At 70.4% G+C, this 15,815-nt stretch carries 18 protein-coding genes; 12 read left to right on the top strand and 6 right to left on the bottom strand.

Going from position 1 to position 15,815, the window contains the following annotated elements; all coding sequences use genetic code 11:
* Nucleotides 1–14: 14 nt before the first annotated feature.
* The 4 genes from argF to ACVFYP_RS26495 form a co-directional block, all read right to left on the bottom strand.
* On the bottom strand, nucleotides 15–968 hold the full coding sequence (gene argF, locus ACVFYP_RS26480; protein ID WP_499203179.1) for an ornithine carbamoyltransferase: 954 nt from the start codon (nucleotides 966–968) through the stop codon (nucleotides 15–17).
* The gene (locus tag ACVFYP_RS26485) at nucleotides 965–2,179 is read right to left on the bottom strand and encodes an aspartate aminotransferase family protein (protein WP_499203180.1); all 1,215 of its coding nucleotides are present in this window, start codon (nucleotides 2,177–2,179) and stop codon (nucleotides 965–967) included. The genes argF and ACVFYP_RS26485 overlap by 4 nt, the downstream gene beginning before the upstream one ends.
* Nucleotides 2,180–2,364: 185 nt before the next feature.
* Nucleotides 2,365–2,724, bottom strand: coding sequence for a hypothetical protein (locus ACVFYP_RS26490; RefSeq protein ID WP_499203181.1), 360 nt, complete (start codon nucleotides 2,722–2,724; stop codon nucleotides 2,365–2,367).
* Nucleotides 2,725–2,754: 30 nt separating this feature from the next.
* Nucleotides 2,755–3,399 (bottom strand): PRC-barrel domain-containing protein, encoded by a 645-nt coding sequence (locus ACVFYP_RS26495; protein WP_499203182.1) that lies wholly within the window; start codon nucleotides 3,397–3,399, stop codon nucleotides 2,755–2,757.
* Between the two features lie 223 nt (nucleotides 3,400–3,622).
* On the opposite strand from ACVFYP_RS26495, the gene ACVFYP_RS26500 reads away from it, so the two are divergent.
* From ACVFYP_RS26500 to ACVFYP_RS26545, 10 genes are all read left to right on the top strand, one after another.
* On the top strand, nucleotides 3,623–4,243 hold the full coding sequence (locus ACVFYP_RS26500; RefSeq protein WP_499203183.1) for a regulatory protein RecX: 621 nt from the start codon (nucleotides 3,623–3,625) through the stop codon (nucleotides 4,241–4,243).
* Nucleotides 4,244–4,247: 4 nt separating this feature from the next.
* Nucleotides 4,248–4,985, top strand: a complete 738-nt coding sequence (locus ACVFYP_RS26505; protein WP_499203184.1) for an AzlC family ABC transporter permease — start codon at nucleotides 4,248–4,250, stop codon at nucleotides 4,983–4,985.
* Nucleotides 4,976–5,299, top strand: a complete 324-nt coding sequence (locus ACVFYP_RS26510) for an AzlD family protein (RefSeq protein ID WP_499203185.1) — start codon at nucleotides 4,976–4,978, stop codon at nucleotides 5,297–5,299. The genes ACVFYP_RS26505 and ACVFYP_RS26510 overlap by 10 nt, the downstream gene beginning before the upstream one ends.
* A gap of 147 nt (nucleotides 5,300–5,446) precedes the next feature.
* On the top strand, nucleotides 5,447–8,254 hold the full coding sequence (ileS, locus tag ACVFYP_RS26515; protein WP_499203186.1) for an isoleucine--tRNA ligase: 2,808 nt from the start codon (nucleotides 5,447–5,449) through the stop codon (nucleotides 8,252–8,254).
* A gap of 31 nt (nucleotides 8,255–8,285) precedes the next feature.
* Complete coding sequence (gene lspA, locus ACVFYP_RS26520) at nucleotides 8,286–8,783, top strand: signal peptidase II (RefSeq protein WP_499203187.1); 498 nt, start codon at nucleotides 8,286–8,288, stop codon at nucleotides 8,781–8,783.
* Entirely contained in the window at nucleotides 8,780–9,325 is a 546-nt protein-coding gene (locus tag ACVFYP_RS26525) for a DUF3035 domain-containing protein (RefSeq protein WP_499203188.1), read from the top strand. The genes lspA and ACVFYP_RS26525 overlap by 4 nt, the downstream gene beginning before the upstream one ends.
* A 197-nt stretch (nucleotides 9,326–9,522) precedes the next feature.
* Complete coding sequence (locus tag ACVFYP_RS26530; RefSeq protein WP_499203189.1) at nucleotides 9,523–10,512, top strand: Hsp33 family molecular chaperone HslO; 990 nt, start codon at nucleotides 9,523–9,525, stop codon at nucleotides 10,510–10,512.
* 65 nt (nucleotides 10,513–10,577) lie between these two features.
* Nucleotides 10,578–11,243, top strand: coding sequence for a hypothetical protein (locus ACVFYP_RS26535; RefSeq protein WP_499203190.1), 666 nt, complete (start codon nucleotides 10,578–10,580; stop codon nucleotides 11,241–11,243).
* Nucleotides 11,240–11,626, top strand: coding sequence for a RidA family protein (locus ACVFYP_RS26540; protein WP_499203191.1), 387 nt, complete (start codon nucleotides 11,240–11,242; stop codon nucleotides 11,624–11,626). The genes ACVFYP_RS26535 and ACVFYP_RS26540 overlap by 4 nt, the downstream gene beginning before the upstream one ends.
* 67 nt (nucleotides 11,627–11,693) lie before the next feature.
* Nucleotides 11,694–12,110: a hypothetical protein gene (locus ACVFYP_RS26545; RefSeq protein WP_499203192.1), complete on the top strand. Its 417-nt coding sequence runs from the start codon at nucleotides 11,694–11,696 to the stop codon at nucleotides 12,108–12,110.
* Between the two features lie 5 nt (nucleotides 12,111–12,115).
* On the opposite strand, the gene ACVFYP_RS26550 is transcribed toward ACVFYP_RS26545, so the two are convergent.
* Together ACVFYP_RS26550 and metF are read right to left on the bottom strand one after the other, a co-directional pair.
* Nucleotides 12,116–13,102, bottom strand: a complete 987-nt coding sequence (locus ACVFYP_RS26550; protein ID WP_499203193.1) for a tripartite tricarboxylate transporter substrate-binding protein — start codon at nucleotides 13,100–13,102, stop codon at nucleotides 12,116–12,118.
* Between the two features lie 101 nt (nucleotides 13,103–13,203).
* Nucleotides 13,204–14,136 (bottom strand): methylenetetrahydrofolate reductase [NAD(P)H], encoded by a 933-nt coding sequence (metF, locus tag ACVFYP_RS26555; protein ID WP_499203194.1) that lies wholly within the window; start codon nucleotides 14,134–14,136, stop codon nucleotides 13,204–13,206.
* Nucleotides 14,137–14,312: 176 nt separating this feature from the next.
* On the opposite strand from metF, the gene ACVFYP_RS26560 reads away from it, so the two are divergent.
* Nucleotides 14,313–15,140 (top strand): MlaA family lipoprotein, encoded by an 828-nt coding sequence (locus ACVFYP_RS26560; protein WP_499203195.1) that lies wholly within the window; start codon nucleotides 14,313–14,315, stop codon nucleotides 15,138–15,140.
* Nucleotides 15,141–15,172: 32 nt separating this feature from the next.
* Entirely contained in the window at nucleotides 15,173–15,814 is a 642-nt protein-coding gene (locus ACVFYP_RS26565) for an MlaC/ttg2D family ABC transporter substrate-binding protein (protein WP_499203196.1), read from the top strand.
* Nucleotide 15,815 lies beyond the last annotated feature (1 nt).

Genomic DNA, 15,815 nt, shown 5'->3' on the forward strand with positions numbered 1-15,815 from the left:
TGACATCCGCGTTATCAACCCTGGCCGAGCGCCCAGAGCAGCACGCCCTTCTGCGCATGCAGGCGGTTCTCCGCCTCGTCGAAGACGACGCTTTGCGGGCCATCCATCACCGCTTCGGTGATCTCCTCCCCGCGATGCGCCGGCAGGCAGTGCATGACGATGGCATCCGACGCAGCATGCTTCAGCAGCGCGTCGTTCACCTGATAGGGCGCCAGCAGGTTGTGGCGGCTGAGCTTCTGTTCGGAGGTCTCGTCCGACATCGACACCCAGGTGTCGGTCACCACGCAACGCGCCCCGGCCACGGCGGCATGCGGGTCCGTGGTCAGTTCGATCCTCGCCCCCTCCGCCCGCGCCCAGGCGATCAGCTCGGCCGGCGGCGCCAGTTCGGGCGGGGTGGCCAGCCGCAGCGTGAAGCCGAAGCGGGCGGCGGCCTGGATGAAGCTCTGGGCGACGTTGTTGCCGTCACCGGTCCAGGCCACGACCTGCCCGGCGATCGGGCCGCGATGCTCCTCGAAGGTCATGATATCCGCCATCAACTGGCAGGGATGGGAGACATCGGTCAGGCCGTTGATGACCGGGACCGTGGCGTGTTCCGCCAGCTCCCGGATTTTCGCGACGTTGTCGGTGCGCAGCATGATGGCGTCGACATAGCGGGACAACACGCGGGCGGTATCCGCCGGCGTCTCCCCACGGCCAAGCTGCATGTCCCTCGACGACAAAACGATGGCATCGCCGCCGAGCTGGCGGATACCGACCTCGAAGCTGACGCGGGTGCGGGTGGAGGGCTTCTCGAAGATCAGCGCCACGGATTTGCCGGCCAGCGGCTTGCCGGCCACCTGGCCGCGCTTGGCCTGCACGCCGAGGTCCAGCATGCGGCGCAGGGTCGCCGCATCCAGGTCCATCAATTCCAGGAAATGCCGGGGGGAGGGGCTGCCCCCTCCCACCACGCTTTTCAGCGCCGCACTCATTTCGCCGCGACCTGCATTGCCCCTGGGGCCGCGCTCGGCGTCATGCGCAGGCAGGCACGGTCGAGCAGGCGCAGCGCCTCCTCCACCTCCGCCGCGGAGATGATCAGCGGCGGGGCGAGGCGCAGCACATTCATGCCGGCGGCGACCGTCAGCAGGCCCTCGACCACGGCGGCGGCCTGCATCTCGCCATTGTTGACCTCCGGCCGCAGCTTCAGGCCCAGCAAAAGCCCGGCGCCCTGCACACCTTCGATCACGGCCGGGTGCTTGGCCGCCAGATCCAGCAGGCCGCGCCACAGCAGGCGCGCCACGGCATCCACCTGATCCAGGAAGCCGGGGGCCAGCACGACGTCCAGCACCGCATTGCCGGCCGCGGTCGCCAGCGGGCCGCCGCCATAGGTGGTGCCATGGGTGCCGGGCTTGAGGTACTGGGCCACCTTCTCCTTCGCCAGGATCGCACCCAGCGGGAAGCCGCCGCCGATGCCCTTGGCGGAGGACATCACATCGGGCTCGATCCCCGCCCATTGATGCGCCCAGAGCTTGCCCGATCGGCCCATGCCGGTCTGGACCTCATCGAGGGCCAGCAGCAGGCCGAATTCGTCGCAGACGGCGCGGAGTTCGCGCAGGAAGCGGAGATCCGCCGGGCGCACACCGCCCTCGCCCTGGATCGGCTCGATCATGATGCCGGCGGTCTGCGGCCCGATGGCGTCGCGCACGGCGTTCATATTGCCGAAGGGCACATGGTCAAAACCCTGCACCGGCGGGCCGAAGCCGGCCAGGTACTTGGCATTGCCGGTGGCGGACAGCATCGCCAGGGTGCGGCCGTGGAAGGCGCCCTCGAAGCAGATCATGTGGAAGCGCTCGGGGTGACCGGTCTCCGCATGATATTTGCGGACAGCCTTCACCATGCCTTCGTTCGCCTCGGCGCCCGAATTGCAGAAGAAGACGCTGTCGGCGAAGGAGGCCGCGACATGCCGTGCGGCCAGTTCCTCGGCCTGCGGCACGCGGTACAGGTTCGAGACGTGCATCACCTTGGCGGCCTGTTCCGCGATCACCTTGGTCAGGTGCGGATGGCCGTGGCCGAGGCTGCTGGTCGCGATGCCCGCGCCGAAATCGAGGAATCGTCGCCCATCCGACGTCCACAGCCAGGCGCCCTCGCCCCGCTCGAAAGCGAGGTCGGCACGGTTGTAGGTCGGCATCAGGGCGGGGATCACGCGATCCATCCTCCGTCACGCCGTGCGGCCCGGCGCCATTCGCCAAGGCGAGCACGGAAGCCAGGAAAGCTGCACGATTTTGACCTTGCGGTCAAAGCCGGCAGGTATCGGTGAACGCATGCCGCGCATGCGAAAACGGCCGGGACAAAGTCCCGGCCGTCTCCATCAGTCCTATCCGGCAGAAATTACTGCCGCACACCGCCGCTGTTCTGCGGATAGGCGCCGGAGGTGTTGGACCCGGTGGCGCGGTCATAGGCCCGCTCCGCCGCCGTGCCCGGCGGGTTGACCGCCGTGCCGTCAGACTGGCGCGGATAGGCGCCCGAGGTGTTGGTGCCGGCGGCCCGGTCCAGCGCGCGCTCCGCGGCCGTGCCGGTCGGGTTGTTGCCGGTGCCGTCCGGGCTGGTCCGCGGGCTGCCCGTGGCGCTGTCATAGGCGCGCTGGGTGGCGGTGGAGGGCGGGTTGCCCGCCACACCGTCCCGGGGACCCTGCTGGGTGCAGGCCACGATCGGCACGAGGGCCGCAAGCACGAAAAGCGACTTCTTCATTGGAATACAGTCCTCGTCCGAATGTTCAGATCAGCCGCGACGCGCGGTGTTGTCGTAGGAGAAGGCCGGCAGGCTCTCCAGGCTGTCCTTGGTGGCGCCGCGCAGCACCCAGCGGTTGCGCTCGGCGTCGTGGGTCAGGCGCTCATAGGGAATGGCGACCAGCTTGGCGCCGATGCCCAGGAAGCCGCCCACCGAGATGATCGCGACCGGCTGGCCACCCTGCGGCGGCACAATCAGGTCATCGATCTCGCCGATGCTATTGTTTTCCTCGTTGTAGATGTTCGAACCGACCAGCTGGCTGGCGCGGCGGCCCTGGTTCAGGCTCATGCTGTCCACGGACATGCCGGGCGTGGTGGCGCCGGTCGCGCTGGCCGCCGGGGCATTGCGGTTCGCCGTGTTCGGCGTGGTGGCGCGATCGACCGCGCGGCCGGCGGCGGTGCCGGGCGGGTTGTTGCCGGTGCCGTCCGCATCGGTGCGGTTGCCGGTGACGCCGTCCAGGGCGCGCTGGGTGGCGGTGGAGGGCGGGTTGCCCGGCGTGCCATCGGCCGGGGCCTGGGCGGTCATGCCGCCGCGCGCGTCATTCGGAACCGCCGCCGTCTGGCCGAAGGCCAGGGCCGGCGCGATGGCGATGGCCGCCGCAGTCGTCATTTGCAGGAAGCTCTTCGTCGTCAGCATCGGGCTGTCTCCTCTTCGACTTGTGGCCGGTCCGCACCGCGGTCCGTGCCTGCCCTCCACAACGGCGCTTGGGTCAGAAGGTTGCGCGGCCGTCGTCGTTTCCATCTCGCCGCGGTTGCGACCGGTTTGCGGACGGGTTTGCGGTGGCCGCGATGGCGGCGCGGGACTGCCCTGCCGGCGAAGCGGTCGCCAGCGCCGCCCCGGCCGTGGCAGAATGATCGGGATGTCACCGCAACGAAGGCGCGCCGCGCCGCCCGGACCGGACCGCGCGCCGCGCCCGCCAGGACCTCCCCCTGCCGCGGGAAGGCTGCGGGAGGCCGCGCTGGCGCATCTCGCGCGCTTCGCCGCCACCGAGGCCGGGCTGCGCCGGGTGCTGCAACGCAAGGTTGATCGCTGGGCCCGCGCGGCGGAGGCCTTTGGCATGACCGACCTCGGCGCCGCCATCGCCGCCGGCAAGCAGGCGGCGGCGGAAGTCGCCCGCGACCTGGCGGCCGCCGGCACGGTGGATGACGCCGCCTTCGCCGAGAGCCGCGCCCGCCGCCTGCTGCGCACCGGCAGGTCCCGCCGCGCCGCTTTGGCGCATCTGGCCCAGAAGGGCGTGGATGCCGAAACCGCCGCGGCCGCCCTGCCGGCGGGGGAGGGGACGGAGCTGGATGCCGCCCTCGCTCTGTGTCGCCGCCGCCGCTTCGGCCCCTTCGCCCAGACGGAGGCCTCGCCCGAGGCGCATCGCAAGGCGCTCGCCACCCTGGCCCGTGCCGGCTTCGACCGCACCACGGCGGAGGCTGCGCTGCGCATGGAGGTGGAGGCCGCCGAGGCGCGCTTTTTCGCCTTCCGGCAAGGCTGAGGGCGTGTCCGCCTCCAACCCGAAGCCCAGCCGCGTCGTCTTCACCCGGACCGGGGTGCGGCGCGGCTTCCTGGTCAGCATGCCGCTCTGGGTCGGCATGCTGCCCTTCGGGATCGTGATCGGCCTGCTCTCCGCCGCCAAGGGGCTGAGCTTCGCCGAGACGATGCTGATGACCACCATCGTCTTCGCCGGCGCCGCCCAGCTTGTCGCCCTGGAACTCTGGACCGACCCGGCGCCGATCCTGGCGGCGACCATCGCCACGCTGGTGGTGAATATCCGCATGGCGCCGATGGGCGCGGCGCTGGCCCCCTGGCTCGACCGACTGCGGGGCTGGAAGCTGTGGGGCACGCTGGCCACCCTGGTGGACCATTCCTTCGCCCTGGCCATCGCGGAACAGCGGGCCGGCGGCCGGGATGCGGGCTATCTGCTGGGTATCGGCCTGGGCATCTGGGTGTCCTGGGTGGCCTGCGTCGCGGCGGGGCATCTGGGCGGCGGGATGCTGCAATTGCCGCCCGGCCATCCGCTGTTCTTCGCCTCCGTTGCCGCCTTCCTGTCCATCCTGGTGCCGCTGTGGCGCGGGGCGCGGCTGGACCTGCTGCCCTGGCTGGTGGCGGGGCTGGTGGCCGTGGCCGCGCATCGCGCGGCGCTGCCGGTGCCGATGCCGCTGCTGGCCGGCACATTTGCTGGCGCCACGCTGGGCGCCTGGCTGGAGATCCGCAGCCGAGGTATTCGATGGAAGTAAGGCTGGACGTGCTGCTGGCCATCCTCGGCATGGCGCTGGTCACCTATGCCAGCCGGGCCGGCGGCTATGCGGTGCTGCGGGCGGTGCGGCCGCCGGATTTCGTGCAGGTGCTGCTGCGCCACCTGCCGGGCTGCCTCTTCGTCGCCTATGTCGCGCCGCCACTGCTGGCCGGGGGCTGGCCCGCCTGGATCGGGGCGCTGGTGGTGGTGCTGGTGCAGATCGCCAGCCGGAACCTCGGCATCGCCATCCTGGCCGGGGTAGGCAGCGTCTGGGGGCTGCATTGGGCGCTGCCGGTGCTGGGGCTGCCGCCTTGACCCGCACCCAGCCGCATCCGCATATAAGCGGCATGTTCCGCGGGATTTTCGGCCTCCGAATTATCCGCCCGGCCCGCTGAGGGCCGGGTTCCCCTCGCACGCCGTTCCCCGATCCGGGCCCCGCCGGGCCATATGAGACCCTTATCCATGACCGATGCCCCCTCCGAGGCCCCCGCGCGCGACTATCGCGGCACCGTCTTCCTGCCGAAGACCGACTTCCCCATGCGCGGCGACCTGCCGAAGCGTGAGCCCGGCTGGCTGGCGCGGTGGGAGGCGATGGGCCTGCGGGAGAAGCTGCGGGCGCAAAGCGCGGGCCGGCCGACCTTCGTCCTGCATGACGGCCCGCCCTATGCGAATGGCAATCTGCATATCGGCCACGCGCTGAACAAGATTCTCAAGGACGTCATCAACCGCGCCGCGCAGATGTCCGGCTTCGATGCCGACTACGTGCCGGGCTGGGACTGCCACGGCCTGCCGATCGAATGGAAGATCGAGGAACAGTACCGCGCCAAGGGCCGCGACAAGGATGCGGTGCCGATCCTGGATTTTCGGGCCGAATGCCGCGACTACGCGACCCATTGGCTCGGCGTGCAGAGCGAGGAATTCCGGCGGCTCGGCGTGCTCGGCGACTGGGCCGGGCGCTATGCGACCATGGACTTCTCCAGCGAGGCCGCCATCGCCGGCGAGATCGGCAAGTTCCTGATGAACGGGTCGCTGTATCGCGGCCTGCGCCCCGTCATGTGGAGCCCGGTCGAGAAGACCGCGCTGGCCGAGGCGGAGATCGAATACCATGACCATGTCTCGCCGACGCTTTGGGCGCGCTTCCGGCTGAAAAGCGCGGGGGCCGAGGACCTGGTCGGCGCCTCCGTCGTCATCTGGACCACCACGCCCTGGACCATCCCGGGCAACCGCGCCGTCGCCTATGGGCCGGAGATCGACTACGCGCTGGTGCATGTCGAAGGCGTGGCGGAGGGCAGCGCCCTGGTGCCGGGCGAGTTTTTGCTCGTTGCCCTGCCGCTGCTGCCGCAGTTTGAGAAGGATGCGGGGCTCGGTGCGCATAGCGTCAAGCGCCTGCTGAAGGGCGCGGAGCTGGAAGGCGCCATCGCGGCGCATCCGCTGGCCGGCTGGGACGGCGCCAAGGGCGGCTACGGTTTCGCGGTGCCGCTGCTGCCGGGCGATTTCGTGACGACCGAGGCGGGCACAGGTTTCGTGCATATCGCCCCGGGCCATGGCGAGGATGACTTCAACCTCGGCAAGGCCAATGGGCTTCCGGTGCCGGAAACGGTGGGCGACGACGGCACCTTCACCCTCCACGCGCCGGGCTTCACCGGCCAGCATGTCTTCAAGGCGCATGACGCGGTCTATGCGGCCTGCGAGGCGATGGGCACGCTGGTGGCGAAGTCCAAGCTGACGCACAGCTACCCGCATAGCTGGCGGTCGAAGAAGCCGGTGATTTTCCGGGCCACGCCGCAGTGGTTCATCGCCATGGATGATGCCAACGCCATCCGCGAGAAATCGCTGGCCGCGATCGCCGCCACGCATTTCGTGCCGGATATCGGCCGCAACCGCATCGGCGGCATGGTCGCCGTCCGCCCCGACTGGTGCATCAGCCGCCAGCGCGCCTGGGGCGTGCCGATCCCGGTCTTCGTCGCGAAGCAGTCGGGCGAGCCGCTGCGGGACCCGGCGGTGATGGACCGCATCATCGCCGCCTTCCGCGAGGAGGGCGCCGATGCCTGGTACAAGCCCGGCGCCGCGCAGCGCTTCCTGGGCGCGGATCGCGATGCGGAGCACTTCGAGCAGGTGATGGACATCGTCGATGTCTGGTTCGAATCCGGCTCCACCCACGCCTTCGTCCTGACGCCAGAGCGCGGCCTGCCCTTCCCGGCGGATCTGTATCTGGAAGGCTCCGACCAGCATCGCGGCTGGTTCCACTCGTCCCTGTTGGAATCGGTGGGCTCCCGCGGCGTCGCGCCGTTCAAGGCGATCCTGACGCATGGCTTCGTGCTCGATGAGCAGGGCCGCAAGATGTCGAAGTCGCTGGGCAACGTGGTCGCGCCGCAGGATGTGGTGAAGGATTACGGCGCCGATATCCTGCGGCTCTGGGTGATGAACACCGACGTCACCGAGGACCAGCGGATCGGCAAGGAAATCCTGAAGCAGCAGGCGGAGCTCTACCGCCGCATCCGCAACACCCTGCGCTGGCTGCTGGGCAATCTGCACGGCTTCTCCGAGGAGGAGATCGTGCCGCATGCGGAGCTGCCGGAGCTGGAGCGCTGGGTGCTGCACCGGCTGTCGGAGCTGGATGCGCGGCTGCGCCAGGCGGTGGCGAACCATGACTGGAGCGGCGTCTTCCCGGAAATCCACGCCTTCTGCGCGACCGACCTCTCGGCCTTCTACTTCGACGTCCGCAAGGACTCGCTCTATTGCGATGCGCCCGAAAGCCTGCGGCGCCGGGCCGCCCGCACGGTGATCGACCAGTTGCATCGCTGCCTGACCGTCTGGCTGGCGCCGGTGCTGGTTTCGACGGCGGAGGAGGCCTGGCTGGCGCGGTTCCCGGATGAGGCGGGCAGCGTGCACTTGCAGGACTGGCCGGTGATTCCGGCGGAATGGCAGGATGCGGCGCTGGCGGCGAAGTGGGCGGCCCTGCGCGGCCATCGCCGCGGAGTCACCGCCGCCATCGAGGATCTGCGCCGCGCCGGCACCATCGGCGCCTCGCTCCAGGCGCGGGTCGCCATGACCCTGCCGGCCGGCGATCCCGCCGCCGCCCTGACGGCGGAGCATTGGGCGGAGGTGCTCATCGTCTCCCAGGTCGCGCTGGCGGAAGGCGAGGCGGCGACGGTGGTGGAGGTCGCGCCCGGCCAGAAATGCGACCGCTGCTGGCGGGTGCTGACCGAGGTCGGTCTTTCGGCTGCGCATCCCAGCCTTTGCCGCCGTTGCGAAGCGGTGGTGGGGTGATGGCGCGCCTGCAGGACAAGGGCCACACGCCATGATGCGCCTCGGCCTCACCCTGGCCCTGGCGGTCCTCGCCATCGACCAGCTGTCCAAGTGGTACATGCTCTACGTGCTGGACCTGCCCAGCATCGGCCATATCCCGCTGGTCGCCCTTGGCCCCTTCGGCTTCGACCTCACCATGGTCTGGAATCGCGGCGTCACCTTCGGAATGCTGGCCGGCGACGGCCCCTGGTCGCAGGCGGTGCTGGGGCTGCTGGCCCTGGCCATCGCGGGCTTCCTGCTGCGCTGGATGGCCCGCGCGGAGAACCGGCTGACGGCCCTGGCGCTCGGCGCGGTGGTCGGCGGGGCCATTGGCAATGTCATCGACCGCTTCCGCTTCGGGGCCGTGGCCGACTTTTTCGATGCCCATGCCTGGGGCTGGCATTGGTATGTGTTCAATCCGGCCGACGCCGCCATTGTGCTCGGCGTCGTTGCGTTGATCGGCGATGCCTTGTTCCGGCCATCGCCCAAGGCTAAGGGTTCCATGCCATGACCCAGCTCCGCACGATCCTGCTCGGCCTGCCTCTCCTCGCGGTGCTCGCGGGGTGCAGCGGCGACACCGCCCGCTCCCTCGGTTTCACCCGGGACCCGCCGGATGAATTCCAGGTGACGACCCGCGCGCCGCTTTCGGTGCCGCCGCGGCTGTCGGAGCTTCCGCCGCCGACCCCGGGCGCGCCGCGCCCGCAGGATCAGCGGCCTTCCGCCGCCGCCATCCTTGGTGCCACCTCCACCGCCGCCGCCACCGCGGCCCCCTCCGGCGCCGAGCGCGCCCTGCTGGCTCAGGCCGGCCAGCCGGTGCCCGACAGCATCCGCGACCGGGTGGATGCCGAGAGCCTGCGCATGGACCGCCCGGATCGGGGCGTGGTCGATCGCCTGATGTTCTGGCGCGACAGCACGCCATCCGCCGGCGTCGCCGTCGATCCGCAGCGGGAGGCCCAGCGCCTGCGCGAGAATGCCGCCCTTGGCCGCGACTCGACGGAGGGTGTGACCCCCGTGGCCCAGCCCGCGCGACGCGGCCTGTTCAACTGGTTCTGATCCGCCGGACGCGCTGACCGCCCCACGGGTGGTCGGCGCCGCGTGGCGTTCCTATCTGATGCTGATCCTGGCCGGGACGCCGCCTGTGGCGTGCCCGGCCTGTCGCCGTTGTCGGGCCCACCGGCAGCGATCCCTTTGTCGTCGCGCAAGGCGCCTCGCCCCCCGAATTCGGGGTGGCATCCGGGCCGCGCTCATGCATGGTTCCACCCGTGACCGATCCAACCCAGCCTTCCGACACCCCCGCCTTCCTGAATCATGAGCGCCCGCCGGTGCCCGACCTGGTGGTGCCGCGCGGCGTGCTGCCCTTCCATCTGGAGGATCGGCCGGTGCGCGGCCGGCTGGTGAAGCTGGGCGCCCTGGCCGATGCGCTGCTGGGCCGCCATGCCCAGCATCCGGCCGTGCTGCGCCTGCTGGGGGAGGCGCTGGCACTGACCGCCGCCTTGGCCACGGCCTTGAAATTCAAGGGCTCCTTCAGCCTTCAGGCCAAGGGCGACGGGCCGGTGACCCTGCTGCTGGTGGACTGCACCGATGGCGGCGCGCTGCGCGGCACCGCCAAGGTGGATGTGCCGCGGCTGGAGGCGCTGCTGGCCACCCATCCCCAGCCCAGCGCCGCGATGTTGCTCGGCAAGGGCTACTTCGCCTTCACCTGCGACCAGGGCGACGACATGGAGCGCTACCAGGGCATCGTCGCCATCGAGGGCGAGACCCTGGCGGAGATGACCGACACCTACTTCCAGACCTCCGAGCAATTGCGCACGGAGGTCCGCCTGGCCTGCGGCCGCAGCCTGGCTGGCTGGCGCGCCACCGCCCTGGTGATCGAGCGCGTGGCCGCCCAGGGTGGCATTCCGGGCGACCAGACGGAGGAGGAGCAGGACGATGCCTGGCGTACCGCCCAGGCTCTGGTCGGCACGCTGAAGGCCGAGGAGATGCTGGACGATGCGCTGCCGGCGGAGCGGCTGCTGCACCGGCTGTTCCATGCCGAGGGCCTGGCGACCGACCGGCCGCGTGCCCTGTCCTATGGCTGCCGCTGCTCCCGCGCCCGGCTGGCCACGGTGCTGGAGAACTTCACCCCGGACGACCTGGACCACATGGCGGAAACCGGCGCCATCACCATGACCTGCGACTTCTGCGCGGTGGAATTCCGCTTCGAGCGCGATGAGGTGGGGGGCAAGGCGGGGCGGGCCTGAGCTTCGCGCTGGACCGACGCGCCGCGCTGCATTACCGGAACAGCGCGCCGCAGGGAGATCACGCCATGCCGACACGCCGCCAGATCCTGAGGGCCTCGATGGCCCTGCCGCTGATGGCCGCCGGCTGTGCGACCGGGGAGGACAGGCCCCCCCCGCTGCGGCCCCTGGTCAGCGGTTATCGCCACCTGACCCGGCTGCGGCTCAACGTGCTGGAGATCGAGCAGGCGGAGCCGCTGCCCGGCACGGTGCAGGTCATCCTGCCCGCGCCGATGCGGCCGGATGTGGAGCTGCGCCGCATGGCGGAGCAGCGGCTGGTGCCGATCGGCACAACGGGCAAGGCCCGTTTCCTCATCACCAATGCCCGTTTCACCCGCCAGACCCTGGCCACCCAGGGCGGGCTGAGCGGCTTCTTCGCCGGCGAGCCCGGCGAACGCCTGGCCTGCGAACTGGCCTGCCGGGTGGAGATCATCTCCGGCGAGGGCACCCGCGTCGCCTTCGTCGAGTCGCAGGTGCAGCGGCAGCAGACCGTGGCCGACGGCGCCAGCGCCAGCACCCGCCTCCAGGCCGCCGAGGATCTGGTGCGGCAGTCCATGGACGACATGAACGTGGAATTCGAATTCCAGCTCCGCCGCACGCTGCGCGCCTGGCTGGCGGAGGGCGCGACCCCCACCGCCCCGGCGCCCGTGCCGGTGGAGCGTGAGGATCTGCCGGGCGGGGCACCCCGCCCATGACCGTTACCTTCAGCAATCCCCCGGGCGTGCACACCCCGGGCGCGCGCTACATGCACGCCGCGCTGGTGGAAGGCGCGCAGCGCCGGCTGGTGATTTCGGGGCAGATCGGCGTGGCGCCGGATGGCACCATCCTGCCCGCCGGCCCGGCGCAGATCGGCCAGGCGCTGGCCAATCTCGCGGCGGTGCTGGCGGCGCATGGCATGGGGCCGGCGAATCTGGTGAAGCTTGGCGTTTTCCTGACCGACCGGGCGCTGATCCCGGTCTGGCGGACGGAGCGGGACCGGGTGCTGGGGCCGATCGCGCCGTGCAGCACCCTGCTGATCGTCGCCGGCCTGGCCGATCCGCGCTTCGTCTTCGAGGTGGAGGCGGAAGCGGTCGCCTGAAGCAACCCTTGCCGGGGCAGGAAAGGCGCCCTGTTATGGATCAGGAAGCGCAACAAGGAAGCCCCGCATGGCCTGGCCCGACCCGAACCGCCCCGGCGAGCCTGCCGACCCGTCCCGCCCCTGGCATTGGGTGGCGCGGGCCGAGGATCGCAGCCAGGCGCCGCTGCCGATCGGCTGGAACGGCGCGCTGCGAAACTGGATGGTCTGGGATGGCAGCGCCGTGACGGCGGATGAGGCGGCGCGCCGCTTCACCTATCTCGGCCCCTGCCTGACGCCCGCCGAGACGGCGCAGGCCCTGGCCGCCGCCGGGCCCCTGGCGCCGGAGGAGCCCCGCGGCCTGGCGGCGCTGGCGGCCTCCGCCACTCCGCCACCGCCGCCCGCCATGGTGTTCCGCAAGGACGCGGTGCGGAACCATCTTCTGATCTTCGCGGGCACCCTGTTCGGCACGCTGTTCCTGGCGGAGTGGATTCTCGGCGTGCGGTAGGGGACTTAACCGGCGTTTTGCGGCCGAACCCCGGCGGCACGGGCCGCATTGCCCCATTTCTGCAGCTCGGCCTGGACGAAGCTGCGCGTCTCATCGGGGTTGGAGGTCACGACCTCCGCGCCCAATTGCCGGTGGCGGGCCACCACCTCGGGGCGCGTCACCGCAGCCGTGATCTCCCGGTGCAGCCGGTCCAGCACCGGCCCGGGCAGGTTGGCCGGACCCATCACCATGCCCCAGGTGGAGGCCTCGAACCCCGCCACGCTTTCGCCCAGCGTCGGCACATCGGGCAGTTGTGGTGCGCGGGCGGCGCCGGTGGTGGCCAGCGCCTTCAGCGTTCCGGCCTGGATATGCGGCAGCGCGGCGGGAACGGTGTCGAACATGATGTCGACCCGGCCCGCGATCAGGTCCGGATGCGCCTGGGTGGAGCCGCGATAGGGCACATAGGTCATCTCGATTCCGGTCCGCTGGCCGAACAGCACCGGCGCCAGCCGCACCACGCCGCCCGTGCCGGCGAAGGTCACATGGCCGGCCGGGTTGGCCTTGGCATGCGCCACCAGCTCCAGCGGGGTGGAGGGGGCGAAGCTGCGCGCGGCGCAGAGCACCAGCGGGGTCTTCGTGGTCAGGCTGATGAAGGTGAAGTCCCGCATCGTGTCATAGGGCAGCCGGTAGAAGGCGTCGTTCACCGGATGGCCGACGGAGACGAGGGCCAGCGTATGCCCATCGGCGGGCGCGCGCGCCACGACCTCCGTCCCGATGACGCCATCGGCGCCGGCGCGGTTTTCCACCGGCACCGCGACACCCATGGCCGCCGCCATCGGGTCGGCGATCAGTCGCGCGGTGATGTCTGAGACGCCGCCCGGCGTATAGGGCACGACGATACGCACGGGGCGGGTGGGCCAAGTCTCGGTCCGAGTCCCCTGGGCGCGTGCCAACTGGTTGCCGAGCAGAAGGGCGGGCGCGGCCATCAGGGCCGCGCGGCGGGTTGTCCTCATGGAATTTCCTCCATCCGGTCTGACGCCGGTGCCGCCATGCTGGACCCGGCGGCGACGGAGGGGAAGGTCGTTTCGCTGCGGCGAACTTCCGCGCCGGCCTGCTAGACCGCCTTGGGCCGCGCGCCCAGCAGATGGGCGATGGCATAGGTCAGGTCAGCGCGGTTCAGCGTGTAGAAATGGAACTCGTCCACGCCATTGGCCTGCAACAGCCGCACCTGCTCCGCCGCCACCACGGCGGCGACCATGCGGCGGCTGTCGACATCTTCCTCCAGCCCCTCGAACAGCTTGCCCATCCAGGCGGGGACGGAGGCGCCGCACATGGCGGAGAATTTCTTCACCTGTCCGAAATTCGACACGGGCAGAATGCCCGGCACGATCGGCACGCTGATGCCGGCCGCGGCGCAGCGGTCGATGAAGCGGAGATAGACATCGGTGTCGAAGAAATACTGGGTGATCGCCCGCGTCGCCCCGGCATCGATCTTCCGCTTCAGGAAATCGAGATCGGCCGCTGCCGAGGCCGCCGCCGGATGAGTTTCCGGATAGGCGCCCACCGAAATATCGAAATCGCCGATCCGGCGCAGGCCGCGCACCAGATCCTCCGCCTGGGCGTAGCCGCCCGGATGCGGGGTGTATTCGCTGGCGCCCGCCGGCGGGTCGCCGCGCAGCGCCACGATGTGGCGCACCCCCGCGGCCAGGTAGTCCCGCGCCACCTCATCCACCTCGTCTCGGGTGGCGCCGACGCAAGTCAGATGCGCGGCGGGGGTCAGGGAGGTCTCCTTGGCCAGCCGCGCGACCGTCTCATGCGTGCGGCTGCGCGTGGTGCCGCCGGCGCCATAGGTGACGGAGACAAAGCGCGGCCCCAGGGGCTCCAGCCGCCGGATCGCGGCCCAGAGCGCGGTCTCCAGCGCCTCATTCTTCGGCGGGAAGAACTCGAAGGACAGCTTCGGCGCTGGCATTTCGGTGGGCACGGGCAGGCCGGCGACGCGGGGGCCGGTCAACCAACGCTGCAGGGTGCCAGGCAGGGCCATGTCCATGGGGCGGGTTCTCTCAGGGGCCGGCGCGCAACACCGGACATCTCGGTTCGTAACTTCGTCGGCACCACCGTTCCGCTGGTGCTTCCTACAGCATATAAGTGGGTGTGCGCGTCCCAGGAAGGCCCGGGCCGCGAAGCTCGGGCTTTGCCCGGTCGCCCGCCACCGGAGGTCGCAACTTGATCGCTCGCCGTGTCACCCAAGCTGCCGCCGGCCTGCCGAGGGCCTCGCGCGTTTCCTCGATCCTCGCCCTGAGCCTGCTGCTGGGCCTCGGTGCCTGCGCCACCCGGCCGGATCCTTCGGATTCGGAAGCGGTCGCAGAATTCCGCGCGAACAACGACCCGCTGGAGCCGCTGAACCGCGGCGCCTATTTCGTGCATGACGGCATCGATACCCTGGTGCTGCGCCCGGCCGCGGAAATTTATCGCGTCTTCCTGCCGCCGGAAGTCCGCACCGCCATCCGCAACGTGCTGGCCAATCTGCGCACCCCGGTGATCCTGGCCAACGACCTGTTGCAGGGCGAGACCCAGCGCGCGGCCACCACCACGGGCCGCTTCCTGGTGAACACCACGGTCGGCATCGGCGGCATCTTCGACCGCGCCACCGATTTCGGCCTGATCGGCCATACCGAGGATTTCGGCCAGACACTGGCCGTCTGGGGCGCGCCGGAAGGCCCCTATCTGTTCATTCCCGTGCTCGGCCCGTCCAGCCCCCGCGATGTGGTGGGCTTCGCCGGCGACGTGGCGATGAACCCGCTGACCTATACGGGCAGCTCCGAGACCTGGGAGGCGATCAATATCACTCGCACCGCCACAACGGCGGTGGATACGCGCGAAGCCCTGATTGAACCGATCGACCAGGTGCGCGCTAGCTCCCTTGACCCCTATGCCACCATCCGCAGCGCCTATCGGCAACGCCGGGTGGTGGAGATCCGCAACGAACCGACCGGTGCCGCAGCGACCTCCGACCTCGGCATCGGATCCGGCATCCAGGGACTGCGGCGCTAAAGCGCCGCGGCCCGAGAAGGATACCCTTGCCCATGACCGTCACCGCCCGCCGCACCCTGATCCTTGGCACATTGGGGGGCTCCCTGGGCCTTGCCGGCCTGACCGGCCGTGCCAGCGCGCAACAGATGGACATCAGCCGCGCCAGCACCTTCATCCAGTCCACCGGCCAGGAACTCGTCGCCGCGATCAACGCGGCCGGCCCGGTGCCGCAGCGGCGTGACCGGGTGGGCGCCATCCTGCGCCGGGCGGTGGATGTGGAAGGCGTCGGCCGCTTCATCCTCGGTCGCTGGTGGCGCACGGCCAATGCGCAACAGCAGCAGGAATATCTGCGGCTGTTCGAGGAAGTGCTGATCCGCAACCTCTCCTCCCGCTTCGGCGAATATCAGGGCCTGACCTTCACCCTGGGCCGCAGCCAGGCGCGGACCGAGGAAGACGTTCTGGTCAGCACCATCGTCGAACGCGCCGGCAGCCCCGCCTTCGGGCTCGACTGGCGGGTGGCGGAAGTCGATGGCCAGCCGAAGATCGTGGACGTGATCGCCGAGGGCACCAGCCTGCGCCTGACCACGCGCAGCGAATACAGCAGCGTGATCACCCGCAACGGCAACAATGTGCAGGCGCTGCTCGGTGCCATGCGCCAGCAGATCACCCAGCTCGCCGCCCGCGAAGGCACCTGAC

It is taken from the genome of Roseomonas sp. F4, assembly GCF_053891155.1.